The sequence below is a fragment of the Acinetobacter sp. M5A5_2a genome (assembly GCF_053345265.1).
In genome coordinates this window covers 138423-159812 of sequence record NZ_JBKEZV010000006.1, presented here as the reverse complement: position 1 = coordinate 159812, position 21390 = coordinate 138423, and the positions used below count along the sequence as shown (strand labels likewise).

Genomic DNA, 21390 nt, shown 5'->3' with positions numbered 1-21390 from the left:
TCAGGAATAAAAAGAAAGGATACCAAGCTAGGTATCCTTTCCAAAGTCTTTTTTTAAATTAAACAGCAGCAGCAACAACCTGGTCTGTACTTAAAACGCCTTGATCAATCAAACGGTTAGTACATGCAATAATTGCTTCAATTGATGAGGTGACTGTATTGTCATGAACACCTGCACCAAATGAACCTCTACCTGTACCTTTGACTTGAAGTTCAATTAACGTTAACGCTTTCGCATTTGCACCTGAACTAATACTGCGTTCTTCATAGTTCAATACGTCAATTGGTAACTGAAGCGCATTTAAGAATGCAGAAATCGGTCCGTTACCTTCACCACGAAGTTGTTGTGTTTCACCTTCGACATCAACATCAAGTTCGATGATTTGAGTACCATTAATGTCAGATAATCTGTAGTTTTTGACTGTGTAATGATGGTTTTTCACATCAACATACGTGTCTTTAAATAAGGTCCAGATTTCTTTTGCATTAATTTCTGTACCATTATCATCAGCATATTGTTGAACAACCTGACTGAACTCGATTTGTAAACGACGAGGTAACACAACGTTGTAGTTCGCTTCTAATAAGTAAGCGATACCGCCTTTACCAGACTGGCTGTTTACACGAATAACTGCATCGTAGTCACGGCCCAAATCTTTCGGGTCGATTGGCAAGTAAGGCATATCCCAGATTTCTTCGTTTTTCTGGTACTCAAAGCCTTTTTTGATTGCATCCTGATGTGAACCAGAGAATGCAGTAAATACCAAGTCGCCTGCATATGGATGGCGAGGGTGTACAGGTAAACCAGTACATTCTTCAACCGTTGCAATCACTTCATTAATGTTAGAGAAATCTAACTCTGGCGCTACACCTTGGGTATACATGTTCAATGCAATCGCTGCAACGTCAACGTTACCTGTACGTTCGCCGTTACCGAACACACATCCTTCAACACGGTCAGCACCTGCCATAATTGCAAGTTCTGATGCAGCAATACCACAGCCGCGGTCATTGTGGCAGTGAACAGAAATGATTACGCCATCACGACGTGCCAAATTACGATGCATCCATTCAATTTGGTCTGCATAAACATTTGGCGTAGAAACTTCTACAGTCGCAGGTAAGTTTAAAATAACTTTATGATCTGGACGTGCATCCCAAATTTCTGTGACGGCATCACAGACATCTTTAGCGACTTCTAATTCTGTTGCAGAGAAACACTCTGGGCTGTACTGAAAAATCCAGTCAGTTTGAGGATATTGCGCAGCGTACTCTTTAACTTTTTGAGCAGCATTAATTGCTAATTGTTTTGCGCCGTTAACATCTACATTCAACACTTTTTGACGGAAGGTTGGAGAATTAGAGTTATAAATATGCACAATCGCACGTTTAGCACCTGCTAAAGACTCAAAAGTACGTTCAATTAAATGATCACGTGCTTGAACCAAAACTTCAATGTATACGTCATCAGGAATATGATTTTCTTCGATCAACATGCGGGTAAAATCGAAGTCGATTTGAGATGCAGAAGGGAAGCCGATTTCAATATGTTTGAAACCGATTTTTACAAGCATTTTGAACATTTTGAATTTTTGTTCCATATCCATTGGTTCAAAAATTGCTTGGTTACCGTCACGTAAATCGGTGCTCATCCAGATTGGCGCTTTTGTAATTTCGTTATTTGGCCATTGGCGATCTGGTAAATCCACTCGTTGGTACATACGGCGGTATTTTTTGCTTGGGTCAGCCAACATCATGAGAAAACTCCTTGTCTTGTAGCGCGGTTGCTCTGGATATATTTAGAAGGCAACGTCTCTACGGTTATATATGGTATCTAATTGAGAAAAATTAAAGATAATTTCGAAGTGCTGCTTTAAAAAGCAGACAAAATATTTATACGCGCGCGTGGCGCAGCATCAGGAGTTGCAGATGATGTCTTGCTTGAGTAGGCTGGGCAAACAAGTAATTCGTTTTCATCTCTAGACCGTGAAATAATAAGTTTGGTGGTTTGCTAATATGTTTATCATTTAGATATATCACATCTAAACAATGATTACACGTTGTGCAAAATTCTTATAATAATTTTAATCTCGGAAATTAGAAAATAATTTTCTAATTTTGCGCTACTTTCTAATTTATGGGAAATATTTTTCGTTATTTTGCCTTATTAAGGTAAAAAAGATTGCATCGTCTCAATAAGGCAAAAATAAATGTAGTTACAGTTCTGACCACATGCGAATTAAGTTGTGGTAAATGTTGGTGAGTTTCATAACTTCAGAATAACTATCACCGTGTGCCTTACGCAGTGCTCTGATACTTTCATCTAAATTAAATAAAAGGTGTCGCTTACTATCATCGCGGACCAGACTTTGAACCCAGAAAAAAGAAGCAAATCGAGTACCAGATGTAATACTACTTACCTCATGTAAGCTAGTAGAAGGGTAGAGTACGACATCACCTGCTGGTAATTTGACTTCGTGATAACCATAAGTATCTTCAATAACCAGATCACCACCTTCATATTCATCAGGTTCACTTAAAAATAATGTACAAGATAAATCGGTACGAATTTGCTCAGAAGTACCACGGATAAGACGAATTGAGTTATCTACATGGAAACCAAAGCTTTCATGTTCATTATAACGGTTAAAAAGTGGTGGAATAATTTTGTGAGGTAGGGCTGCGGCCTGAAACACAGGATTTTGCCAAATTGCTTTGATCACAATATCACTTAAATGATGTGTAAGTGGATCTTGTTCAGAGAGTTGCTGATTTCTTTTAACCGAAGCAGATAGAGTGCCAGCAGTAACTTTTCCTCCCACCCAATTCGCTTCTTTCATGAGTTTACGAAACTCGGCAACTTGCTCTTTGCTTAAAACATTAGGGATATGATGAATCACAGCAAACACCTTTAAATAGATATTCCATTTATAAAAAATAGCCTCGTGATGAGGCTATCTTATATGAACTTTAATTAATTCCATAAATAAAATATGGAATTTAAACTTAGTACTTAAAGTTAATTGCTAACACTGCATTACGGCCAACACCTTCAAACGCGTAGTGAGCTGGGTGAGCACTTGTGAAATAGCGCTTATCAGAAATATTGTTAATATTAAGCTGTAAGTTTACGTTTTTGTTGACGTCGTATTTAGCCATCGCGTTGTAAATGGTATACGTTGGTAAATACTTGTCTTCAAGCATCGTTGTACCCGTGTTTGTATTAGTAAACACTTTGTCACGATACTCTGCACCTGCACCTAAAGTTAGCTTAGGCAGTACTCGATAAGTAGACCATAAAGTAGCACTATTTTTAGCTACAAACGGTAATGGTTTACCTTCTTGAGCAACTGCGTTGTAAGCTGCTTTTGTGAGTTCGCTGTCTAAATAGCTATAGCCAGCTGAAACTTCCCATTTGTCAGTTACTTTACCGTTAAATCCAACCTCGAAGCCATCAACTTTACTTTCACCAGCATTAGTTGATGTATTGGCATCTATGGCGATACGAGTGTTTTGTTTCTCTGTACGGAAGATTGCAGCAGTTAAGTTTGCTCTGTTATTAAATAGATCCCATTTTGTTCCTATTTCGAAGGTACGTGCTTTTTCTGGGTCTAAATCATTTGCCTGCTGAGAAGATGTAGATAGTGCATCTGCGCCATCACCTTGGTCTACACCAACAGGGTTAGCAGAAGTTGCAAAGCTTGCATAGATACTGCCATTTTCAGTTGGTTTATAGACTAGACCAGCTTGATAAGAGAAATAGTCACTGTCATTTTCAAATTTCTGACCAGCTGCAATGCTTACGTCATTTGAGTAATTACCGTTAGCTCCACCTACTGTTTTATAAATATTTTTATTATATTTACGTTCAGTCTCGAATTTATCCCAACGCACACCTAAATTTAAAAGCCATTGAGGATTAAATTCAATGCTATCTAAAGCGTAAAGAGAAACAGTGCGGCTACGAGTCGTATACTGATTTGTTATGCTACCCAAAGTATCTGTAAATGCACCATTCATTGGATTATTTACTGATGTACACCAGCCATTCGAAAGAGCACTGCTCGCAGGGCAACTTGTGTTGTGTACAGTTGAGGTTGTACCAGAGCCATCTGTAAAAGTGTAAACACCCTGACTTGATTCTTGATAGCTCCACTCAGCACCTGTATTAAAAGAGTGCTTAAGTGCGCCAGTATTGAATTTTCCTTTTAACGCAAGCTGATCACTATATGCATCAGTATCAACAATACGACTTAAAGCACGACGAACAATAGTACCATTTTTGGTTACGTTGCCTTTAGAGTCATCTGCATTTGTATAGATGTAATCTGATTTAGATTTTGTATAAGACATTGTATTTGATAATGTTAAATCATCAGCAAGATCTTGCTCTAATTTAAACGTACCAATGTGGTTTTCACGTTTATCAAAATCACGTTCTTTCCAGCCATAATATGTCCCTTGTTTTACATCAATTGGCTTTCCACCAACAGGAAGAAAGGGAATACCTGCATCCGGTTCATCATTACTACGTAAATAGTAGTAGCTAAGTGTTCCGCGAGTTGCTGTATCTAGGCCAAATGCAAGGCTTGAGGCAATACCTGCACGGGCATATTCAGCACCATTGTTAGCACCAGCTTTTTCGTTTTCATGGCCCATAACAACAACACGACCAGCAATGCCGTTACCAAAGTCTTTGTTGGCATCAAGTTGAATATGACGATAGTTGTCAGTACCACCTTGAACACTACCTTGGTAAACATCACCTTCGTGGGCTACTTTAGGGATTAAGTTAATACTTCCACCTACACCGCCGCCACCGCCAAGGGCAGAAGAAGAGCCTTTAATCACTTCAACTTGTTCAATGGCAAACATATCGCGGTTTTGAGAAGTCGAATTACGAACACCATCAACATATACAGAAGATTGAGCGCTATAGCCACGAATGTAAGGCATATCTGTAAATGGTGTACCGCCTTCACCAGCACCTAAAGTAATGCCTGGTTCATAACGTAAAGCTTCGAGTAGGGTATTAGAGTTTGTATCTTTAATTAATTTTTGAGAAAGAATAGAGACCGATTTTGGCGTGTCTTTGAGAGGAGCCACGAATTTAGAGTTGGCTGACTGATCTACTTTTAAAGATTCTTCTTGAGTCGCTTGAGTATGAATCGTTGGTAATTGTGAAATTGCTTCTTGTGCCATGGCTGTTGTTGCAATCATTGATAGCGAAGAAGCTATCGCAGAAGAAACAATTTTTTTACGTGTTCTAATCAAAGACATGACTTCAGGACTCTAAAACTAAAAGGTTATGCGAATAATAATAATTCTTATTTATATGTACAGTTTGTGTTAATTGGATTTGCCAATTGAATTGTGAAGAAAATATGAATAACTGAATGGTTGAATGTGCATTTATGCAGCTAATCTACTGATTCTTAGTAATTGTTTGTAAAAACGATTAAACTTGAACTTTGATTGTAATTTTAGATTTATGAAGAATAACTAAAAAATTAGTTTTACTTAAGGCTTTATGAAAAATATTTAAAGAATCATAAAATTACTGTGAAATTTACGAGAATAATGACCTTCACTTAAATGAAGTGGTCGGTTAATTTTGTATATCTTGAAAGTTGTCATATAATACAGCACTTTTAAAAAAACTGTTCCTACTCACTAATTTTTATCGAGGAAGCCATGCAAGTAACGACTGAAGCGGTTTCGGGCGTTGCCCGTCGTTTAAATGTTTCTGTACCGACGAGCCGTATTAACGAGCAATTTGAAGCTCGTTTGAAGCGCACTGCCAAAACTGTGAAGATCAACGGCTTCCGTCCAGGTAAAGTACCTGAAAACGTTGTTCGTCGCGAATACGGTGCGGGCATTTATCAAGAAGTTGTAAATGACATCATTCGTGATAGCGTTTTTGAAGCAATTCAACAAGAAAAAATCAATGCGGTAGGAATGCCGAACATTGATAAAGTTGAACATAAAGAAGATGCTTTAGTTTTTGAAGCGACTGTAGAAGTTTATCCAGAAGTTACAGTACAAGCATTTGACGGTTTAGAAGTTGAACGTAAAACAGCTGAAATTAAAGATGCTGACGTTGACGCTATGATCGAAAACTTGCAAAAACAACGTCAAACTTGGGCTGTTACCAAGGGCATGGCGAAAAAAGACATGCAAGTGACTTTTGACTTTGAAGGCACTATCGACGGTGAGAAGTTTGAAGGCGGTTCTGCTGAAGACTTTAAACTTGTGTTAGGTTCAGGTCGTATGATTCCTGGATTCGAAGACGGCATCATCGGTATGAAAGCTGGCGAAGAGAAAGTAATCGATGTTACTTTCCCTGAAGACTACCAAGCTGAAAACTTGGCTGGTAAAGCAGCTCAGTTCAAAATCACTGTGAAGCAAGTTGAAAAATCAAAACTTCCAGAAATTGATGCTGAATTCTTGAAAATCTTCGGTGTAACTGAAGAAGAAGGCGTTGAGAAGTTAAAAGCTGACGTTCGCAAGAATATGGAACGTGAAGTTCGCAATGGTTTACGTAACCAAGTTAAACAAGCTGCTTTTGATGCACTTGTTGCTGCGAACGAAGTTGAAGTTCCAACTGCAATGGTTGCTCAAGAAATTGACCGTCAACGTCAACAAATGGTTCAACAGTTCACTCAACAGTTCGGTGGTGCAGGCGCGCAATCTTTTGACAAGAGCATGCTTCCTGACGAATTATTCAAAGAGCAAGCAGAGCGTTCTGTTAAGCTTGGCGTATTGGTAAGCAAAGTTTTAGCTGACGCTAAACTTGAAGTTGATCAAACTCGCGTTGATGCTTACATTGACGACATGGCTTCTTCTTACGAAGATCCAACTGAAGTGATTGAATACTTCAAAAATGATGCTCAACAACGTGCTCAAATCGAAGCAGTTGTATTAGAAGATCAAGTTGTTGATCACATCTTAGCTGCTGCTAAAGTGACTGACAAAGCTGTATCTTATGATGATTTGTTAAAAGAACAACAAGCTCGCCGTATGGGCTAATCTTTTAAGAAGTCAGAAAAAGGCGCTTTAGGCGCCTTTTTTGTTTTTCACTATGTGGTTAATTTGAGTGCGACATTAAGTACTTAGGTATAAATAATATAATATTTCAGTGCGAACCTTTTGCAATTTGAGAAATTATCCCGCATATTGTTGCCATAGGTTAAGTCACAAAAAATTTAGGAATAAATAACGTATGTATGTTCCAACAATTGAAAATGCTTTAGTTCCTGTTGTGGTTGAACAATCTTCTCGCGGCGAACGTTCTTTTGATATTTATTCACGACTTTTACGTGAGCGCGTCATTTTCTTAACAGGTGAAGTTGAAGACAACATGGCAAATCTGATTGTTGCCCAAATGTTGTTTTTAGAAGCTGAAAACCCTGATAAAGATATCCACCTTTATATCAACTCTCCAGGTGGTTCTGTGACAGCGGGCATGGCTATTTATGACACGATGCAGTTTATTAAACCTGATGTCGTGACATATTGTATGGGTCAAGCTGCTTCAATGGGTGCATTCTTGTTAAATGCTGGTGCTAAAGGCAAACGCTATTGTCTAGAAAATGCCCGTGTCATGATCCATCAACCATTAGGTGGTTTCCGCGGTCAAGCATCGGATATTGAAATTCATGCACGTGAAATTCTATTTATTAAAGAACGTTTAAACCGCTTAATGGCAGAGCACAGTGGTCAAGACTACGAAACCGTTGCTCGTGATACTGACCGTGATAACTTTATGACAGCACAGTCTGCTAAAGAATATGGTTTGGTTGATCAGGTGTTAAGTAAGCGTCCATAAGGACCTTCTGATGTAAATAACTTGAGATGTTGAAAAAGATCTCCATTTAGTTATTTATGCAGTGCATCTTGCCCTAATATTTAAGATTCTATTTGTGGAGTGAATATGTCCGAACATCCTCAAGGACAAAAACATTGTTCATTTTGCGGTAAAACGCAGTCTGAAGTCGGGAAACTGATTGCAGGTGAGGACGCATATATTTGTAATGAATGTGTGGATGTCTGCTTAGACCTTGTACAAACCAGCCAACAGGTTGAAGCAGGGGACTGGGCGAGTAAGGCATTGCCAAAACCACATGAAATACGTGCTGCGCTTGATCAATATGTGATTGGTCAAGATCTTGCCAAAAAGACGTTATCTGTTGCGGTTTATAACCATTATAAGCGCCTAAAAGTTGGTCATAATGGCCATGTGTCTAAAGAAGTAGAAATTGCTAAAAGTAACATTCTACTGATTGGACCTACAGGTTCGGGTAAAACTTTACTTGCGCAAACATTAGCTCGCCTTTTAGATGTTCCATTTGCAATGGCAGATGCAACGACATTAACCGAAGCTGGTTATGTGGGCGAAGATGTTGAAAATATTGTACAAAAACTTTTGCAAAAAGCGGACTACGATGTAGAAAAAGCTCAGAAGGGCATTATCTATATTGATGAAATTGACAAGATTACTCGTAAATCTGAAAACCCGTCAATTACGCGTGATGTTTCAGGTGAAGGTGTACAACAAGCATTGTTAAAAATGATTGAAGGTACAGTGGCTTCTATTCCTCCGCAAGGTGGGCGTAAGCATCCGCAGCAAGAGTTTATCCAAATTGATACCTCGAATATCTTGTTTATTTGTGGTGGTGCATTTTCTGGTTTGGAAAAGATTGTACAACAGCGTCAAGAGAAAGGCGGTATTGGTTTTACAGCTGATGTTAAAAACAAAGATGAAACCAAAAAACTTGCTGAATTGTTCCGTCAGGTTGAGCCAACTGACTTAGTGAAATTTGGTTTAATTCCAGAATTCATTGGTCGTTTACCAGTGATTGCTACACTTGAAGAGTTGGATGAAGAAGCATTAATGCAAATTTTGACTGAGCCAAAAAATGCATTAACTCGCCAGTATCAATATCTTTTCACCATGGAAAATGTTGATCTGATCTTTGAAGATTCTGCATTGCGCGCTATTGCGAAGAAAGCACTTGAACGTAATACGGGCGCGCGTGGTCTACGCTCTATTATGGAGAACGTACTGCTTGAAACCATGTACGATTTACCAAGCCGTACTGATGTTGGAACAGTCGTCATTAATGAAGCAGTGATCAATGGTGAAGCAGAGCCTGTTTATAAAGCTGAGCGCCAACCTAAAGAAGCTGTAACACATGAAAGTGTTGCAAAGGCCGATTTAAAGGTTATTGATTCGAAGTCTGCATAGATTTCATTCATCTAAAAAGCATGAATCGCGTGAGTGATTCGTGCTTTTTTTGTTTTCAATTTATGTGGGTGGTGTTAATCTTAAAAATACAAAATACGCATAGTTTTGCGTTGTAAAAAATAAATCAAAAACAAAACGCTTTGAGGGATGCCATGCGTTATTTAATCGTATCTTTGTGCTGTGCCGGACTGTTTGTGGGCTGTCAAAGTTCATCTCATTTAGAAAAAAATACGGGTGAATTGACTGCAACCTTACCTAAAGTCGATGTTGAAAAAGAACCCGGACTATTAGACCAATATCACGTAGGTGGTTTTGCCGTGGGTGGTTGGGTTAATCAAAAATTGGGTCAGACATTTGTCCCGATCAAACCACAAAACGCACAAGCTGCTGTTGTTTATCTCTATCGACCAGATACAAAATGGAATCGTCAGGAAATCGCGGCGATTAACCTGTTTGTAAATGGCAAGCGAATTCCGAGCCTACTACATAACCATTATTATTGGATTGAATTGCCAGCAGGGACTTATCGTCTTTCTGCGAGCCGCCCTTTATTGGGTATTCATTTTCAAGAGCCCAAATATATGGATATAACTGTTGAGGCTGGAACGTCTTATTATTTGAAATATGATGAAGAAAATAAAATGGACCGAGATGAACACACTGGCCCATTTACGTTAATGCAAGATAATATTGGCCGTAGAGAAATTGCCTTTACCGAGTTGAAATCTTCAAGCTACAACTTTGTAGCAGAAGATGCTTCAGGCAAGATTCGACATAAACCACAAGAATTAAAACCTGCCAAATATGATGAAAAATCAGATGTACATCTGATTAAACCATTTAAATTATGGAATCCTTTAACTTGGTAATGACTTGCAAAAGATAAAGAAAAGTTAAGACTTTTCTTTATCTTTCATCAATGGCGCAATAATTTTAAGCATCTCTTCTTGCATATGATCTCGTGCTTTAGGGTCATTAAAGGTCTGCTGTCCCAACTCCATCATATATTCTGAAATTTGCCCCATAATCTGCACATTTTTACGTGTAATCGATTGGCCTTCTGGGGTTTTTAAAAACTTAAGATTCGCTTGAATCTCTTCTTCAGAATATGTCTTTAAATAAATATCTTGTAAGGCTTGGGTGGTTTTAGGGTTGCTGATGAGCTGATTGCTCGAATCTTTTAAGAGTAAACCTAACTTTTTTGCAGCTTCTTTTTCTTTTGGACCTAAAGTTTTGATACCCGTGATATTACTAACGATCTGTTCTGCTTGTTGATCATAATAAGGCGTTAATTCATTAATTGATTCTTTAAGTAGGTAATCAATTTGGCTCATTTGCATGAGTTCTTTAACTGAACTTAACTTAGCAGGAGATGCAAATAAGCTTGTAGTAATGCAGCTTAAGCAGAGGCTAATTGAAAGATTTTTAAGAATAGGGCGAATAGTCATGAAATGACCTATATTCAATATATGGCGAGAGAGTGCATTTATTAATAGCACAGATTGAAGAAGTAATTGTTACAATTCTTTTCAGATTTTAAAATAAAAAAGAATGCATAAAAAAAGCACCGAATTCGGTGCTTTTCTTGATTAGCCTGCCGCAGCGTCGACTACTGGAATTTTTCCAATTTTCGCTTGCCAGATTTTTGGAGCAATTGCATGAATTGATGTACCGTTTACATCAACTGCAACAGAAACAGGCATATCTTCAACTACGAATTTGTAGATTGCTTCCATACCTAAGTCTGCAAACGCAACAACTTCAGCTTCGCGAACAGCTTTAGATACAAGGTAAGCTGCACCACCAACTGCCATTAAGTAAGTTGCTTTGTTGTCTTTGATTGCTTCAATCGCTGTAGGACCACGATCAGCCTTACCGATCATGCCAAACAAGCCAGTATGCTCAAGTACTTTACGTGTGAATTTATCCATACGTGTTGCAGTTGTAGGACCAGCAGGGCCAACAACTTCGTCACCCACTGGATCAACTGGGCCAACGTAGTAAATAAACTTACCTTTAAGATCAACTGGTAATTCTTCACCGTTGTCGATCATTTCAACCATACGTTTGTGCGCAGCATCACGACCTGTGTACATTGTCCCGCTAAGGAGTAATGTGTCACCCGGTTTCCAAGAATCCATTTCTGCTTGAGTAATGGTATCAAGGTTTACACGTTTAGATTTTGAAGAATCCCAAGTTACAGATGGGTAATCTTCAAGTTTTGGTGCCTGAATATGAGCTACACCTGAACCATCAAGCTGGAAGTGAGCATGACGAGTAGCAGCACAGTTAGGAATCATACCTACTGGTTTACCAGCAGCGTGACATGGGTAATCTTTAATTTTAATATCAAGAACAGTGGTTAAACCGCCAAGACCTTGAGCACCAATACCAAGTGCGTTTACTTTTTCAAAGATTTCGATACGAAGTTCTTCGATTTTGTTTTCTGGTCCACGGCGAAGTAATTCGTCCATGTTGATTTCTTCCATGAGCGCTTCTTTAGCAAGCATCATGGCTTTTTCAGCAGTACCACCAATACCAATACCAAGCATACCTGGAGGACACCAGCCTGCACCCATTGTTGGTACAGTTTTAAGTACCCAATCAACAATCGAGTCAGATGGGTTAAGCATCGCAAGTTTAGATTTGTTTTCTGAACCGCCACCTTTAGCAGCAACAGTAATATCTACTTTGTTACCCGGAACGAGTTTGTAGTGAATTACAGCAGGGGTATTATCTTTTGTGTTTTTGCGACCAAATGCAGGGTCAGCAAGTACAGATGCACGAAGAACGTTGCTATTTTCAAGGTAACCTTGGCGAACACCTTCATTTACTGCATCGTCTAAGCTCATTGTTAAATCAAATTTAACATCTAAGCCCACTTCAAGGAAAACGTTAACAATACCAGTATCTTGGCAAATTGGACGATGACCTTCCGCACACATGCGAGAGTTAATTAAAATCTGTGCAATTGCATCCTTTGCAGCTTGGTTTTCTTCGCGATCATAAGCACGACTCATCGCTTGGATGAAGTCTTGCGGGTGATAGTACGAAATAAACTGTAGGGCGTCCTTGATTGATGTAATCAAGTCATCTTGTTTGATAATCGTTGTCATACCAAAAAATCTCTTGAGCGGGCTGTTAGCTAGCGGGCTAAATTATATGACAAAAAGATAGTTTTGTGGGAGATTGGTTGATCTTTTGACCGAAAGTCGCATAAGACTATATAGGGGGCATTTAAACGTCAGAGATAGGAAAATTATTTATTTTGAAACGATTAAAATAAAAAAAGCCATTTGAGCGGACATCAAATGGCGAGAGGTAGAAGTGGATCAAATTATTAATTATTTAGCAGCAGCTTGCTGTTCAGCCTGAATTGCCGTTAATGCAATGGTAAAGACGATGTCATCTACCAATGCTCCGCGAGACAAGTCATTTACAGGTTTGTTTAGACCTTGCAACATTGGTCCAACGCTCACAACATTCGCAGCACGTTGTACTGCTTTGTACGTGGTGTTACCGGTATTTAAATCTGGGAAAATAAATACATTGGCACGACCTGCAACTCGCGAGTCTGGTGCTTTTTGGCGTCCAACACTTTCAACTGAAGCTGCATCGTATTGAAGTGGACCATCAATAAGTAAATCAGGACGACGTTGCTGAGCAATTTGAGTTGCTTGTTGTACCTTCTCAACATCTGCACCTGTTCCAGAAGTACCGGTTGAGTAGCTGATCATGGCAATACGAGGGTCAATTCCAAAAGCTTTAGCCGAGTCAGCAGACTGAATCGCAATTTCAGCCAGTTGTTCGGCTGTAGGGTCTGGGTTAATTGCACAGTCACCGTACACATAAACTTCATCTGGTAAAAGCATAAAGAAGATAGATGAAACTAGTGAATAATCTGGCGCTGTTTTGATGAGCTGAAATGCTGGGCGAACTGTATTTGCTGTGGTGTGTACTGCGCCAGAAACTAGGCCATCTACTTCGTCTAAAGCTAACATCATCGTACCGAGTACTACGGTATCTTGAAGTTGTTCCTTTGCCTGAAGCTCGTTGAGTTTACCTTTACGCAGCTCGACCATTGGCGCTACATATTGGTCGCGAATGCTATCTGGATCAACAATTGCTAATCCAGCGGGTAATTCAATACCACGTGCTTTTGCAACATCCTGAACCGCCTCTGGTTTTGCCAGCAAAATACAGTCAGCAATGCCACGTGCCTGACAAATGGCTGCAGCTTGAATGGTGCGTGGTTCATCGCCTTCAGGCAGTACAATTCGTTTTTTCGCTGCAATCGACTTTTGCACCAGTTCGTGACGGAAAGCCGATGGAGACAGGCGAGGGGTAGCTGCATTGTTGCTGTGTTGCTTAAGCCATTCGACATCAATATGACTTGAAACAAAACGAGTCACTTGTTCTGCACGTTCAGTATCATCGACGGGAATTTCATTACCAAAGTCAGATAAACGCTGAGCAGTTTCTAATGTATTGAGACGTGTATGTAAAATTGGTAAGCCTTGCTTGATCGCATTTTGGCAAAACTCTAAAAGCTCAGGAGCTGGTGCTTCCCGTTCAGTCAGAACCAAGCCAGCGAGTGGAATACCATTGCTGGTCGCCAAACTGCTTGCCAGTAATACGTCTGTACGCTCAGACGCACTAATAATTAGTTCGCCTGCAATAAATTTATTGAGTTCATATTCAATACTTGACGCAATTAAACTTGAATGCAAAATACGGCGTGTTTTAGCTTCACCTTGATGTACCCATTGCCCATCAATCACATTCGCAATATCTAGGGTTCTAGGTACGCTCAGCGTATTACTAAATGGAACTAAACCAATAATCGGTAAATCACTAGAACCAAAATAACGGTTATATTTTTGCAGTTCGGCCGTAAATTTTGCGATGTCTTCAGTCGGACGTAATGATGGATCAAACGCAACAGGAATTTGTGCTGTTTCTTCGGTTAATCCACGGGTACGCATAAAGAGTACACCCGCAGTACGATTTGACGCTGCACCACCAAACTGGCGTAAATGAGCATCTACTTTTTCTGCGGCTTTTTTCGGGTTTTGAATATCTGCTGTACTGACCAATACGACTTCTGCATCAAGTGCTTGTGCAAGACTTGCGTTGAGTTCACTGGCGAAGTGGTCTTGTCCGTTTGGTAATAAGCCTTCCACAATAATGACATCATGGTCTGCTGCAACACTGCGATGTAGACTCACAGCTTCTTCAAGTAATTCATCCACTTCCCCAGCGGCAATAAGCTGAGTTAATTTTTCATGCGAAATAGATTGAACAGTTTTACTTTGAAATAAATGACCGAATAATGAAGTTGTTCGATCAAGATGCTCTTGGTCTTCTTGAGAAAATGGTTTTAAAAAGCCTGCTTTAATCCCGTTACAATCAAGTGCGTAAATCATGCCTAGGCAGGCAGAGGTTAAACCAACCCCTTCACCTGTAGGAATCAATAAAATTGTATTCATATAAACCTATAAATAAATGAATATCGAGTTTTCGCTAAGATCTGATTAAGCAAGGCTTGCTACAGATGCTGTAGTTCCTGCCGCTTCAACAACTTGACGGGTTTCTTTGGCAATACGGCCTTCTTCATCTGTTGGAATGACCCAAATTTGCGGACCTGTTCCATTATCAATTCGGCCTTCAGTGCCACGTTTTAAGTTGTTGTTTTGATCTTTGTCGAGCTGCAAACCAAAATGAGGTAAATACGCTAAAGTTTTTTCACGAATATATGCCGAGTTTTCACCAATACCGCCTGTGAAAATGAGGCCGTCTAAAGTTGGTAAACCACAGCTTAAGGCAGCAAGTGATTTTGCAAGGCGATAACTAAACACTTCAATTGCGAGGCAAGCATCTTCATTACCAATTTCTGCTGCTTCAATGACTGTACGCATGTCATTAGACAATTGCGATAAGCCAAGTAAGCCACTTTCGTTATTTAAAACCTTATCAATTTTAGCCAAATCCCAACCGAGGTTTTTCGCAAGGAAGCTATGTAGGCTTGGGTCGACATCACCACTACGAGTTCCCATTACCACACCTTCAAGTGGAGTAAGGCCCATAGAAGTATCAACACTTTGTCCGTTCCATACCGCGCAAGTCGAGCTGCCATTTCCTAGGTGTGCTGTTAACCAACCACCTTTTTTCAGATTGCCTGCAAGTTCACTTGCTCGGTCAGACACATAGGCATGGCTTGTACCATGGAAGCCATAACGACGGACGTTATGTTCGGTATATAAGAACTTAGGAATTGCATAACGGTAGGCATGCGGTGGCATGGTTTGATGAAATGCGGTGTCAAAGACTGCAACTTGAGGTAATTCAGGAAATAGGCGTACGGTTGCGTCAATACCGATTAAATGTGCTGGGTTGTGAAGAGGAGCTAAAGGCGTTGCAGCACGAATACGTTCAATAATTTCAGGGGTGAGTAATTCTGCTTTGGTTAAACTACCGCCGTGTACAACACGATGGCCGATTGCCTGTGGTTTGTAGTTGGCAAGACGCGCAAGTAAAGTTTCTAAAGCTTTGGCATGGTCAGCATAGGGGATAGCAAGTTCAAGTGGTTCACCACCAACAGTCACTCCCTTAATACGAGCATCTGCTGCCCCCAAGTTTTCTGCTAAACCGTAAATACGATCTTCACGACGTTCTGAAACTAGAGCATATTTAATAGATGAAGAGCCGCAATTGATAACTAATACTGATGTAGCCACGTTGAAATACCCACGTCCTGATTTAAAATAGTTTTCCTAACTTCCTGTTCAAAATGTATTATTTTCGGCTACACGTTGAACTGGTTGTCATGTTTTAACATGTGTTGTTTTTCTGTCCAAGATAGACTTTAGCCCATTAGACTTAAGCACTATCGACCATCAAATTATTTGTAACTAATATTTGTTCAGTATAAAGCTTAATCACTGTATTCCTTGTTTTTTTATAAGGATGCAAACGAGTTTTTTGTATACATTTATGAAAAGTAAGCTTGAACCAAATTTCATTTTTAAATGTTGGTTATTGATTCTTTATTAAGAAGGCAGAAGTCTCTTTAATTAAATTTGAAAAATATATTACAAATAATATACGTAATTGAAATTAAGAATTAATAGTAGGAATGAGAATTATAAAGAATAAAACATAGGCTTATTAGAACTAAAAAATAGTATGAAAAGCTTATTATCTAGATGTTGTGAAATGTATTTCATAATATTGATATTACGATAATTTTACCATAATTTCTGAAGTTCAGTTTAAGCATAAATAATCGAGATTTTAAATAGGTTTTTGGTCTAAAACCTAAGCTTACTATGCCTCTAAGGCTTGTGCTGAGGTCATTACAGCAGCATTGACTGGGGTTGCATGTCGCTTTTCGCCTGAATAATATTATTCATCCTTTTTCAAATGATCAGAAAATATATCATTTGGTTTATTTTTTTCCGGCTTATCCGGTTGTACAGGAGCGTCCTGCATGGACTTGCCGAATCCCATACTGGCAAAAGTTACCGAGCGCGTAATTGCGCGTAGTCAAAAAACTCGTTCTGCATATTTACAACGTATTGAACATGCACAAGGCAAATTTCCTGCTCGTGGTGCACTCTCATGTGCCAATCTGGCCCATGGTTTTGCCAGCATGGAAGATAATGAAAAATTAATTATTAAAGTAGGCCGTGAGCCAAATATTGGCATTGTATCTTCATATAACGAAATGCTCTCGGCACATGCACCCTATAAAACATTTCCAGATCTAATTAAAACAGCCGCTCGTGAAAATGGTGGTGTAGCGCAATTTGCAGGTGGTGTGCCAGCGATGTGTGATGGTATTACTCAAGGTAATGCTGGTATGGAGCTGTCATTATTCTCTCGTGAAACCATTGCAATGAGCACTGCTATTGCACTGTCTCATAACATGTTTGACGCAGCGTTATGTTTAGGTGTGTGCGATAAGATTGTGCCGGGGTTGTTAATTGGTGCTTTGCAATTTGGTTATTTACCTACCATTTTTGTACCTGCGGGTCCAATGACAAGTGGGTTATCTAATGACGATAAAGCCAAAATCCGTCAGCAGTTCGCAACCGGCGAAGTTGGGCGCGATGCCTTGCTTGAAGCTGAGTCAGCTGCCTATCACGGACAAGGTACTTGTACATTTTATGGTACGGCCAACAGTAATCAAATGCTGATGGAAGTGATGGGTTTACACCTTCCAAGTGCCGCATTTGTTCACCCTCATACACCATTGCGTGACGCACTCACCGCAGAAGCTGCGATTCGTGTACTTGACTTAACTGTTGAGCGCGGAAACTACACGCCGATTGGTCATGTCATTGATGAAAAAGCAATTATAAACGGCATTGTGGCGTTATTAGCTACAGGTGGATCGACGAACCATACTTTGCATCTTATTGCGATTGCCCGTGCCGCTGGCATCTTGATTGACTGGGACGACTTTGATGAATTGTCGGCTGTTGTTCCATTGCTCGCAAAAATTTATCCAAACGGTAAAGCCGATGTAAACCATTTTCAGGCTGCGGGCGGGGTTGCTTTCCTCATTCGTAATTTGCTTGAAGCTGGTTTGTTGCATAACGATGTAACTACCGTTGCAGGTAAGGGTTTACACCATTACACCAAAGAACCAAAACTGATCGACGGTAAGCTCACTTGGGTCGATGGCGTGGTTCAAAGCCTTGATGACAAAGTTCTGCGTAGTTTCGATGAGCCATTCCAACCAGATGGTGGCTTGCGTTTAATGCAAGGGCGTTTAGGACGTGGTGTGATTAAGATCTCTGCCGTTGCTCCAGAACATCGTAAAGTTAAAGCACCTGCAATCGTGTTTGATTCTCAAGAAGCAGTACAGGCTGCATTTGATCGTGGTGAGTTACACCGAGATTTTATTGCTGTTGTTCGCTTCCAAGGCGCGCGTGCGAATGGTATGCCAGAGCTACATCGTTTAACCCCTGTATTAGGTGTTTTACAAGATCAAGGTTTCCATGTGGCATTAGTAACCGATGGTCGTATGTCTGGTGCTTCAGGCAAAGTTCCAGCGGTGATTCATTTATCTCCAGAGGCTTTGCTGAATGGTCCGATTGCTAAAGTGCAAACGGGAGATATGTTGGTGATTGATGCTGAAGCTGGTGTACTCGATATTGAGTTAGATGAAGCTGTTTGGCAGTCACGCCCTGTTGCACAACCTGAACATCAGGCAGAAAACGAAGTCGGCTTTGGCCGTGAATTATTTGGTGTATTCCGTGCAGCTGCTGCCCCAGCTGAGCATGGTGCTTCTGTGTTTGGTGCTTTGGTTGGTGAAATCGTTCAACCTTAGACTTTAATAATAATAGGAATAGAAAAGTAATGATTAAGATTGAAGATGTTGTTCAATTAGGACCAGTGATTCCTGTACTGGCATTTGAGTCTGCCGAGCAAGGTGAGCATGTATCACGCGCGCTGCACACTGGTGGCGTGAAAGTATTGGAAATTACGTTACGTACTGCCGCAGGCCTTGCCGCTATTGAGCGTGCGAGCCAGTTGGCAGATGACATTGTGGTCGGTGTCGGTACCATTACCAAGCCAGAACATTGTGCTCAAGCAAAAAAAGCTGGTGCTCAATTTGGTGTGTCACCGGGTTTGACTAAAGATTTACATTTGGCTGCACAAGATGCCGGTTTGCCTTTGTTGCCGGGTGTGATGACGCCAAGTGACCTGATTCAGGCAATTGAATTAGGTTATGAGATTGTGAAGTTCTTTCCGGCTCAGCAAGCGGGTGGAGTCGAGATGCTAAAAGCATTCTATGGTCCATTTCCAAACCTACGTTTTTGCCCTACAGGTGGCATTACTGTAGAGACAGCTCCGGACTTTTTAAAGCAACCAAATGTGGTGTGTGTTGGTGGTTCGTGGTTAACACCGAAAGCGGCAGTTGCTTCACAAGATTGGGCGGAAATTACTCGCTTGGCACAATTGGCTAGTCAGTTGAGAGCTGATTAAGTGTAGTAAATATTTATAAAAATGAAGTGCGTTTGATGTGCTTTAGAGCTTATGTCGATATGACCAGTAGTGATGCTGGTCATACCTAAATATAAAAAATTAGTGTCTCAACAGTAGGAATTATCCTGGTTGAAGACCTTTATTTGGGCTTAGTTGCCTAGATAGTTACTCCAAGGAGAAATGTCACATGGAGACGGTTCAGGGTGGCATGTTGCTTATCTATACTGTAATCGCGATTATTGCTTTAGTTGTCATGATCGCGAAGTTCAGAATTTATCCATTTCTAGTTCTTATTATTGTTTCACTCGGTTTAGCCTTGGCTGTTGGCATGCCAATGGGTGACATTGTTAAATCCTACGAAGCTGGTACCGGTAAAACCTTAGGTCACCTTGCGATTGTAATCGCACTAGGAACGATGCTCGGTAAAATGATGGCCGAGTCGGGCGGCGCAGAGCGAATAGCAATTACTTTAATTAAATGGTTCGGTGAGAAAAATATTCACTGGGCCATGATGTTCATTGCCCTTATTGTGGGGCTGCCCGTATTTTTCGAAGTGGGCTTCGTACTCCTTATTCCAATTGCTTTTAACATTGCCAAAAGAACAGGCAAGTCGTTATTGGTCGTAGGTTTGCCTATGGTTGCAGGGTTGTCCGTTGTGCATGGTTTGATTCCACCACATCCGGCAGCATTGTTGGCAGTACAGGCATATCACGCTGATATTGGTAAAACGATTGCCTACAGCTTATTAGTGGGCGTACCAACGGCGATTGTTTCAGGGCCGTTGTATGCATTATGGATCAACAAATATGTCAAATTGCCTGAGAACAATCCATTGTTTAAGCAATTTGTTGAGGTAGACAAGAAAGAAACTCGTGAGCTACCAAGCTTTGGAATTACCTTATTTACGATTATGTTGCCTGTCGTATTAATGTTAATCGGAAGTTGGGCTGATCTTTTCTTTGCACCACAAACTTTCGCAAATGACTTACTACGTTTCATTGGTACTTCTGATATCGCATTGCTTATCGCTGTACTGGTCAGCTTTATTACCTTTGGTACGATGCAGGGCTTTAACCGTGAACAGATCGAAAAATTCTGTGGTGGTTGTTTGGCTTCTATTGCCGGAATCATGTTGATTGTCGGTGCTGGTGGCGGTTTTGGCGGAATTTTGCGTGACAGTGGTATTTCTAATGAGATCGTTTCTACAGCCTTGAAGGCAAATTTGTCACCGTTATTGTTGGGCTGGTTAGTTGCAGCATTGATTCGTTTGGCAACAGGATCGGCAACAGTCGCTATGGCTACTGCTTGTAGTATTGTCGCTCCGATTGCTGCTACAGCTGGTGTCGTCGTTAGACCAGAACTTTTAGTACTTGCCACAGGGTCAGGTTCATTGGTTTTCTCCCATGTAAATGATGCAGGATTTTGGTTAATCAAAGAATATTTTGGTATGACAGTAGGGCAGACACTCAAAACTTGGTCAGTATTAGAAACCATTATTTCGGTGTTGGGTTTGTCTTTCACGCTACTTCTTAGCACTATTTTATAATTAGAGGTAAGTAATCCATGATTGTGATTGCAATGGGTGTCTGTGGAACAGGCAAAACACTGATTGGTGAGTTGCTGTCGGAGCATTTGGCTTGTGAGTTTCTCGATGGAGATACACTGCATTCGACTGCAAATAAAAGCAAGATGAGTCAGGGTATTCCTTTAACTGATGAAGATCGCATGCCTTGGTTACACGCGATTCGTAAAGCTATTGAAGAGAAGCAGCAGGCGGGTGAGACCGCAGTGTTTACTTGTTCTTCACTAAAGCGGGTTTACCGGGATATTTTACGCGGACATGACCAGAATGTGCAGTTTGTATATTTAAAAGGGTCATATGAGTTGTTAAAACAGCGTCTTGCTGAGCGAGCAGGCCATTTTTTCGACCCTTCTTTATTGCAGACTCAGCTTGATACTTTAGAAGAGCCTGATGTTCATGAGGCAATTACGATTGATATCGCATTGACACCTGAACAAATAGTTGTGCAGGTCATGCAAAAACTAGGGGTAACTGACAGTGTGTGTCGGGGGTAACCTCATTTAGAAACATTGCAAAGTCTTGATTGATTTGTGGTGCGGCTCAAGCAAAGTGAATACCAGTAATGA

At 40.4% G+C, this 21390-nt stretch carries 15 protein-coding genes and 1 pseudogene; 8 read left to right on the top strand and 8 right to left on the bottom strand.

The window, feature by feature from the left end; genetic code table 11:
* Positions 1–58: 58 nt before the first annotated feature.
* The 3 genes from leuA to ACLBWE_RS09490 form a co-directional block, all read right to left on the bottom strand.
* Positions 59–1756, bottom strand: a complete 1698-nt coding sequence (gene leuA / locus ACLBWE_RS09500; RefSeq protein ID WP_004641067.1) for a 2-isopropylmalate synthase — start codon at positions 1754–1756, stop codon at positions 59–61.
* 459 nt (positions 1757–2215) lie between these two features.
* Complete coding sequence (locus tag ACLBWE_RS09495) at positions 2216–2899, bottom strand: Fe2+-dependent dioxygenase (protein WP_045435188.1); 684 nt, start codon at positions 2897–2899, stop codon at positions 2216–2218.
* Between the two features lie 106 nt (positions 2900–3005).
* Complete coding sequence (locus ACLBWE_RS09490; RefSeq protein ID WP_447602528.1) at positions 3006–5279, bottom strand: TonB-dependent receptor; 2274 nt, start codon at positions 5277–5279, stop codon at positions 3006–3008.
* Between the two features lie 414 nt (positions 5280–5693).
* Between ACLBWE_RS09490 and tig the strand changes: the two genes are divergently transcribed.
* From tig to ACLBWE_RS09470, 4 genes are all read left to right on the top strand, one after another.
* Positions 5694–7028 (top strand): trigger factor, encoded by a 1335-nt coding sequence (gene tig, locus ACLBWE_RS09485; protein ID WP_005036955.1) that lies wholly within the window; start codon positions 5694–5696, stop codon positions 7026–7028.
* 193 nt (positions 7029–7221) lie between these two features.
* Positions 7222–7827, top strand: coding sequence for an ATP-dependent Clp endopeptidase proteolytic subunit ClpP (gene clpP / locus ACLBWE_RS09480; protein ID WP_003654845.1), 606 nt, complete (start codon positions 7222–7224; stop codon positions 7825–7827).
* Positions 7828–7932: 105 nt separating this feature from the next.
* Positions 7933–9246, top strand: a complete 1314-nt coding sequence (gene clpX / locus ACLBWE_RS09475; RefSeq protein ID WP_045434957.1) for an ATP-dependent Clp protease ATP-binding subunit ClpX — start codon at positions 7933–7935, stop codon at positions 9244–9246.
* A gap of 152 nt (positions 9247–9398) precedes the next feature.
* A complete protein-coding gene (locus tag ACLBWE_RS09470) occupies positions 9399–10115 on the top strand; it encodes a DUF2846 domain-containing protein (RefSeq protein ID WP_447602525.1) in 717 nt (238 codons plus the stop codon).
* Between the two features lie 24 nt (positions 10116–10139).
* Here the strand turns inward: ACLBWE_RS09470 and ACLBWE_RS09465 are convergent, their stop codons facing one another.
* From ACLBWE_RS09465 to ACLBWE_RS09445, 5 genes and pseudogenes are all read right to left on the bottom strand, one after another.
* Positions 10140–10694 carry a DUF2059 domain-containing protein gene (locus ACLBWE_RS09465; RefSeq protein ID WP_056482926.1) on the bottom strand — a complete coding sequence of 185 codons (555 nt, stop codon included), beginning with the start codon at positions 10692–10694 and terminating at the stop codon, positions 10140–10142.
* A gap of 141 nt (positions 10695–10835) precedes the next feature.
* Positions 10836–12362, bottom strand: a complete 1527-nt coding sequence (locus ACLBWE_RS09460) for a fumarate hydratase (RefSeq protein ID WP_004641080.1) — start codon at positions 12360–12362, stop codon at positions 10836–10838.
* A gap of 228 nt (positions 12363–12590) precedes the next feature.
* Entirely contained in the window at positions 12591–14735 is a 2145-nt protein-coding gene (gene pta, locus ACLBWE_RS09455; protein ID WP_447602522.1) for a phosphate acetyltransferase, read from the bottom strand.
* 45 nt (positions 14736–14780) lie between these two features.
* Positions 14781–15983, bottom strand: coding sequence for an acetate/propionate family kinase (locus ACLBWE_RS09450; RefSeq protein WP_017391295.1), 1203 nt, complete (start codon positions 15981–15983; stop codon positions 14781–14783).
* A pseudogene (locus ACLBWE_RS09445) lies at positions 15965–16084 on the bottom strand (hypothetical protein). Before ACLBWE_RS09445 ends, ACLBWE_RS09450 begins: the two are co-directional and overlap by 19 nt.
* Positions 16085–16735: 651 nt before the next feature.
* On the opposite strand from ACLBWE_RS09445, the gene edd reads away from it, so the two are divergent.
* From edd to ACLBWE_RS09425, 4 genes are all read left to right on the top strand, one after another.
* A complete protein-coding gene (gene edd / locus ACLBWE_RS09440; RefSeq protein ID WP_447602520.1) occupies positions 16736–18583 on the top strand; it encodes a phosphogluconate dehydratase in 1848 nt (615 codons plus the stop codon).
* A gap of 29 nt (positions 18584–18612) precedes the next feature.
* The gene (gene eda, locus ACLBWE_RS09435; protein WP_005044873.1) at positions 18613–19242 is read left to right on the top strand and encodes a bifunctional 4-hydroxy-2-oxoglutarate aldolase/2-dehydro-3-deoxy-phosphogluconate aldolase; all 630 of its coding nucleotides are present in this window, start codon (positions 18613–18615) and stop codon (positions 19240–19242) included.
* A 187-nt stretch (positions 19243–19429) separates the two neighbouring features.
* Positions 19430–20788: a GntT/GntP/DsdX family permease gene (locus ACLBWE_RS09430; protein WP_447602517.1), complete on the top strand. Its 1359-nt coding sequence runs from the start codon at positions 19430–19432 to the stop codon at positions 20786–20788.
* Positions 20789–20805: 17 nt separating this feature from the next.
* A complete protein-coding gene (locus ACLBWE_RS09425; protein ID WP_005036944.1) occupies positions 20806–21318 on the top strand; it encodes a gluconokinase in 513 nt (170 codons plus the stop codon).
* The last annotated feature ends 72 nt before the right edge of the window (positions 21319–21390 follow it).

Excerpts from the sequence above, each read along its gene's own strand:
- leuA (WP_004641067.1), bottom strand. The coding sequence starts at position 1,756 with ATGATGTTGGCTGACCCAAGCAAAAAATACCGCCGTATGTACCAACGA.
- ACLBWE_RS09490 (WP_447602528.1), bottom strand. The coding sequence starts at position 5,279 with ATGTCTTTGATTAGAACACGTAAAAAAATTGTTTCTTCTGCGATAGCT.
- tig (WP_005036955.1), top strand. The coding sequence starts at position 5,694 with ATGCAAGTAACGACTGAAGCGGTTTCGGGCGTTGCCCGTCGTTTAAAT.
- clpP (WP_003654845.1), top strand. The coding sequence starts at position 7,222 with ATGTATGTTCCAACAATTGAAAATGCTTTAGTTCCTGTTGTGGTTGAA.
- clpX (WP_045434957.1), top strand. The coding sequence starts at position 7,933 with ATGTCCGAACATCCTCAAGGACAAAAACATTGTTCATTTTGCGGTAAA.
- ACLBWE_RS09470 (WP_447602525.1), top strand. The coding sequence starts at position 9,399 with ATGCGTTATTTAATCGTATCTTTGTGCTGTGCCGGACTGTTTGTGGGC.
- ACLBWE_RS09465 (WP_056482926.1), bottom strand. The coding sequence starts at position 10,694 with ATGACTATTCGCCCTATTCTTAAAAATCTTTCAATTAGCCTCTGCTTA.
- ACLBWE_RS09460 (WP_004641080.1), bottom strand. The coding sequence starts at position 12,362 with ATGACAACGATTATCAAACAAGATGACTTGATTACATCAATCAAGGAC.
- pta (WP_447602522.1), bottom strand. The coding sequence starts at position 14,735 with ATGAATACAATTTTATTGATTCCTACAGGTGAAGGGGTTGGTTTAACC.
- edd (WP_447602520.1), top strand. The coding sequence starts at position 16,736 with ATGGACTTGCCGAATCCCATACTGGCAAAAGTTACCGAGCGCGTAATT.
- eda (WP_005044873.1), top strand. The coding sequence starts at position 18,613 with ATGATTAAGATTGAAGATGTTGTTCAATTAGGACCAGTGATTCCTGTA.
- ACLBWE_RS09430 (WP_447602517.1), top strand. The coding sequence starts at position 19,430 with ATGGAGACGGTTCAGGGTGGCATGTTGCTTATCTATACTGTAATCGCG.
- ACLBWE_RS09425 (WP_005036944.1), top strand. The coding sequence starts at position 20,806 with ATGATTGTGATTGCAATGGGTGTCTGTGGAACAGGCAAAACACTGATT.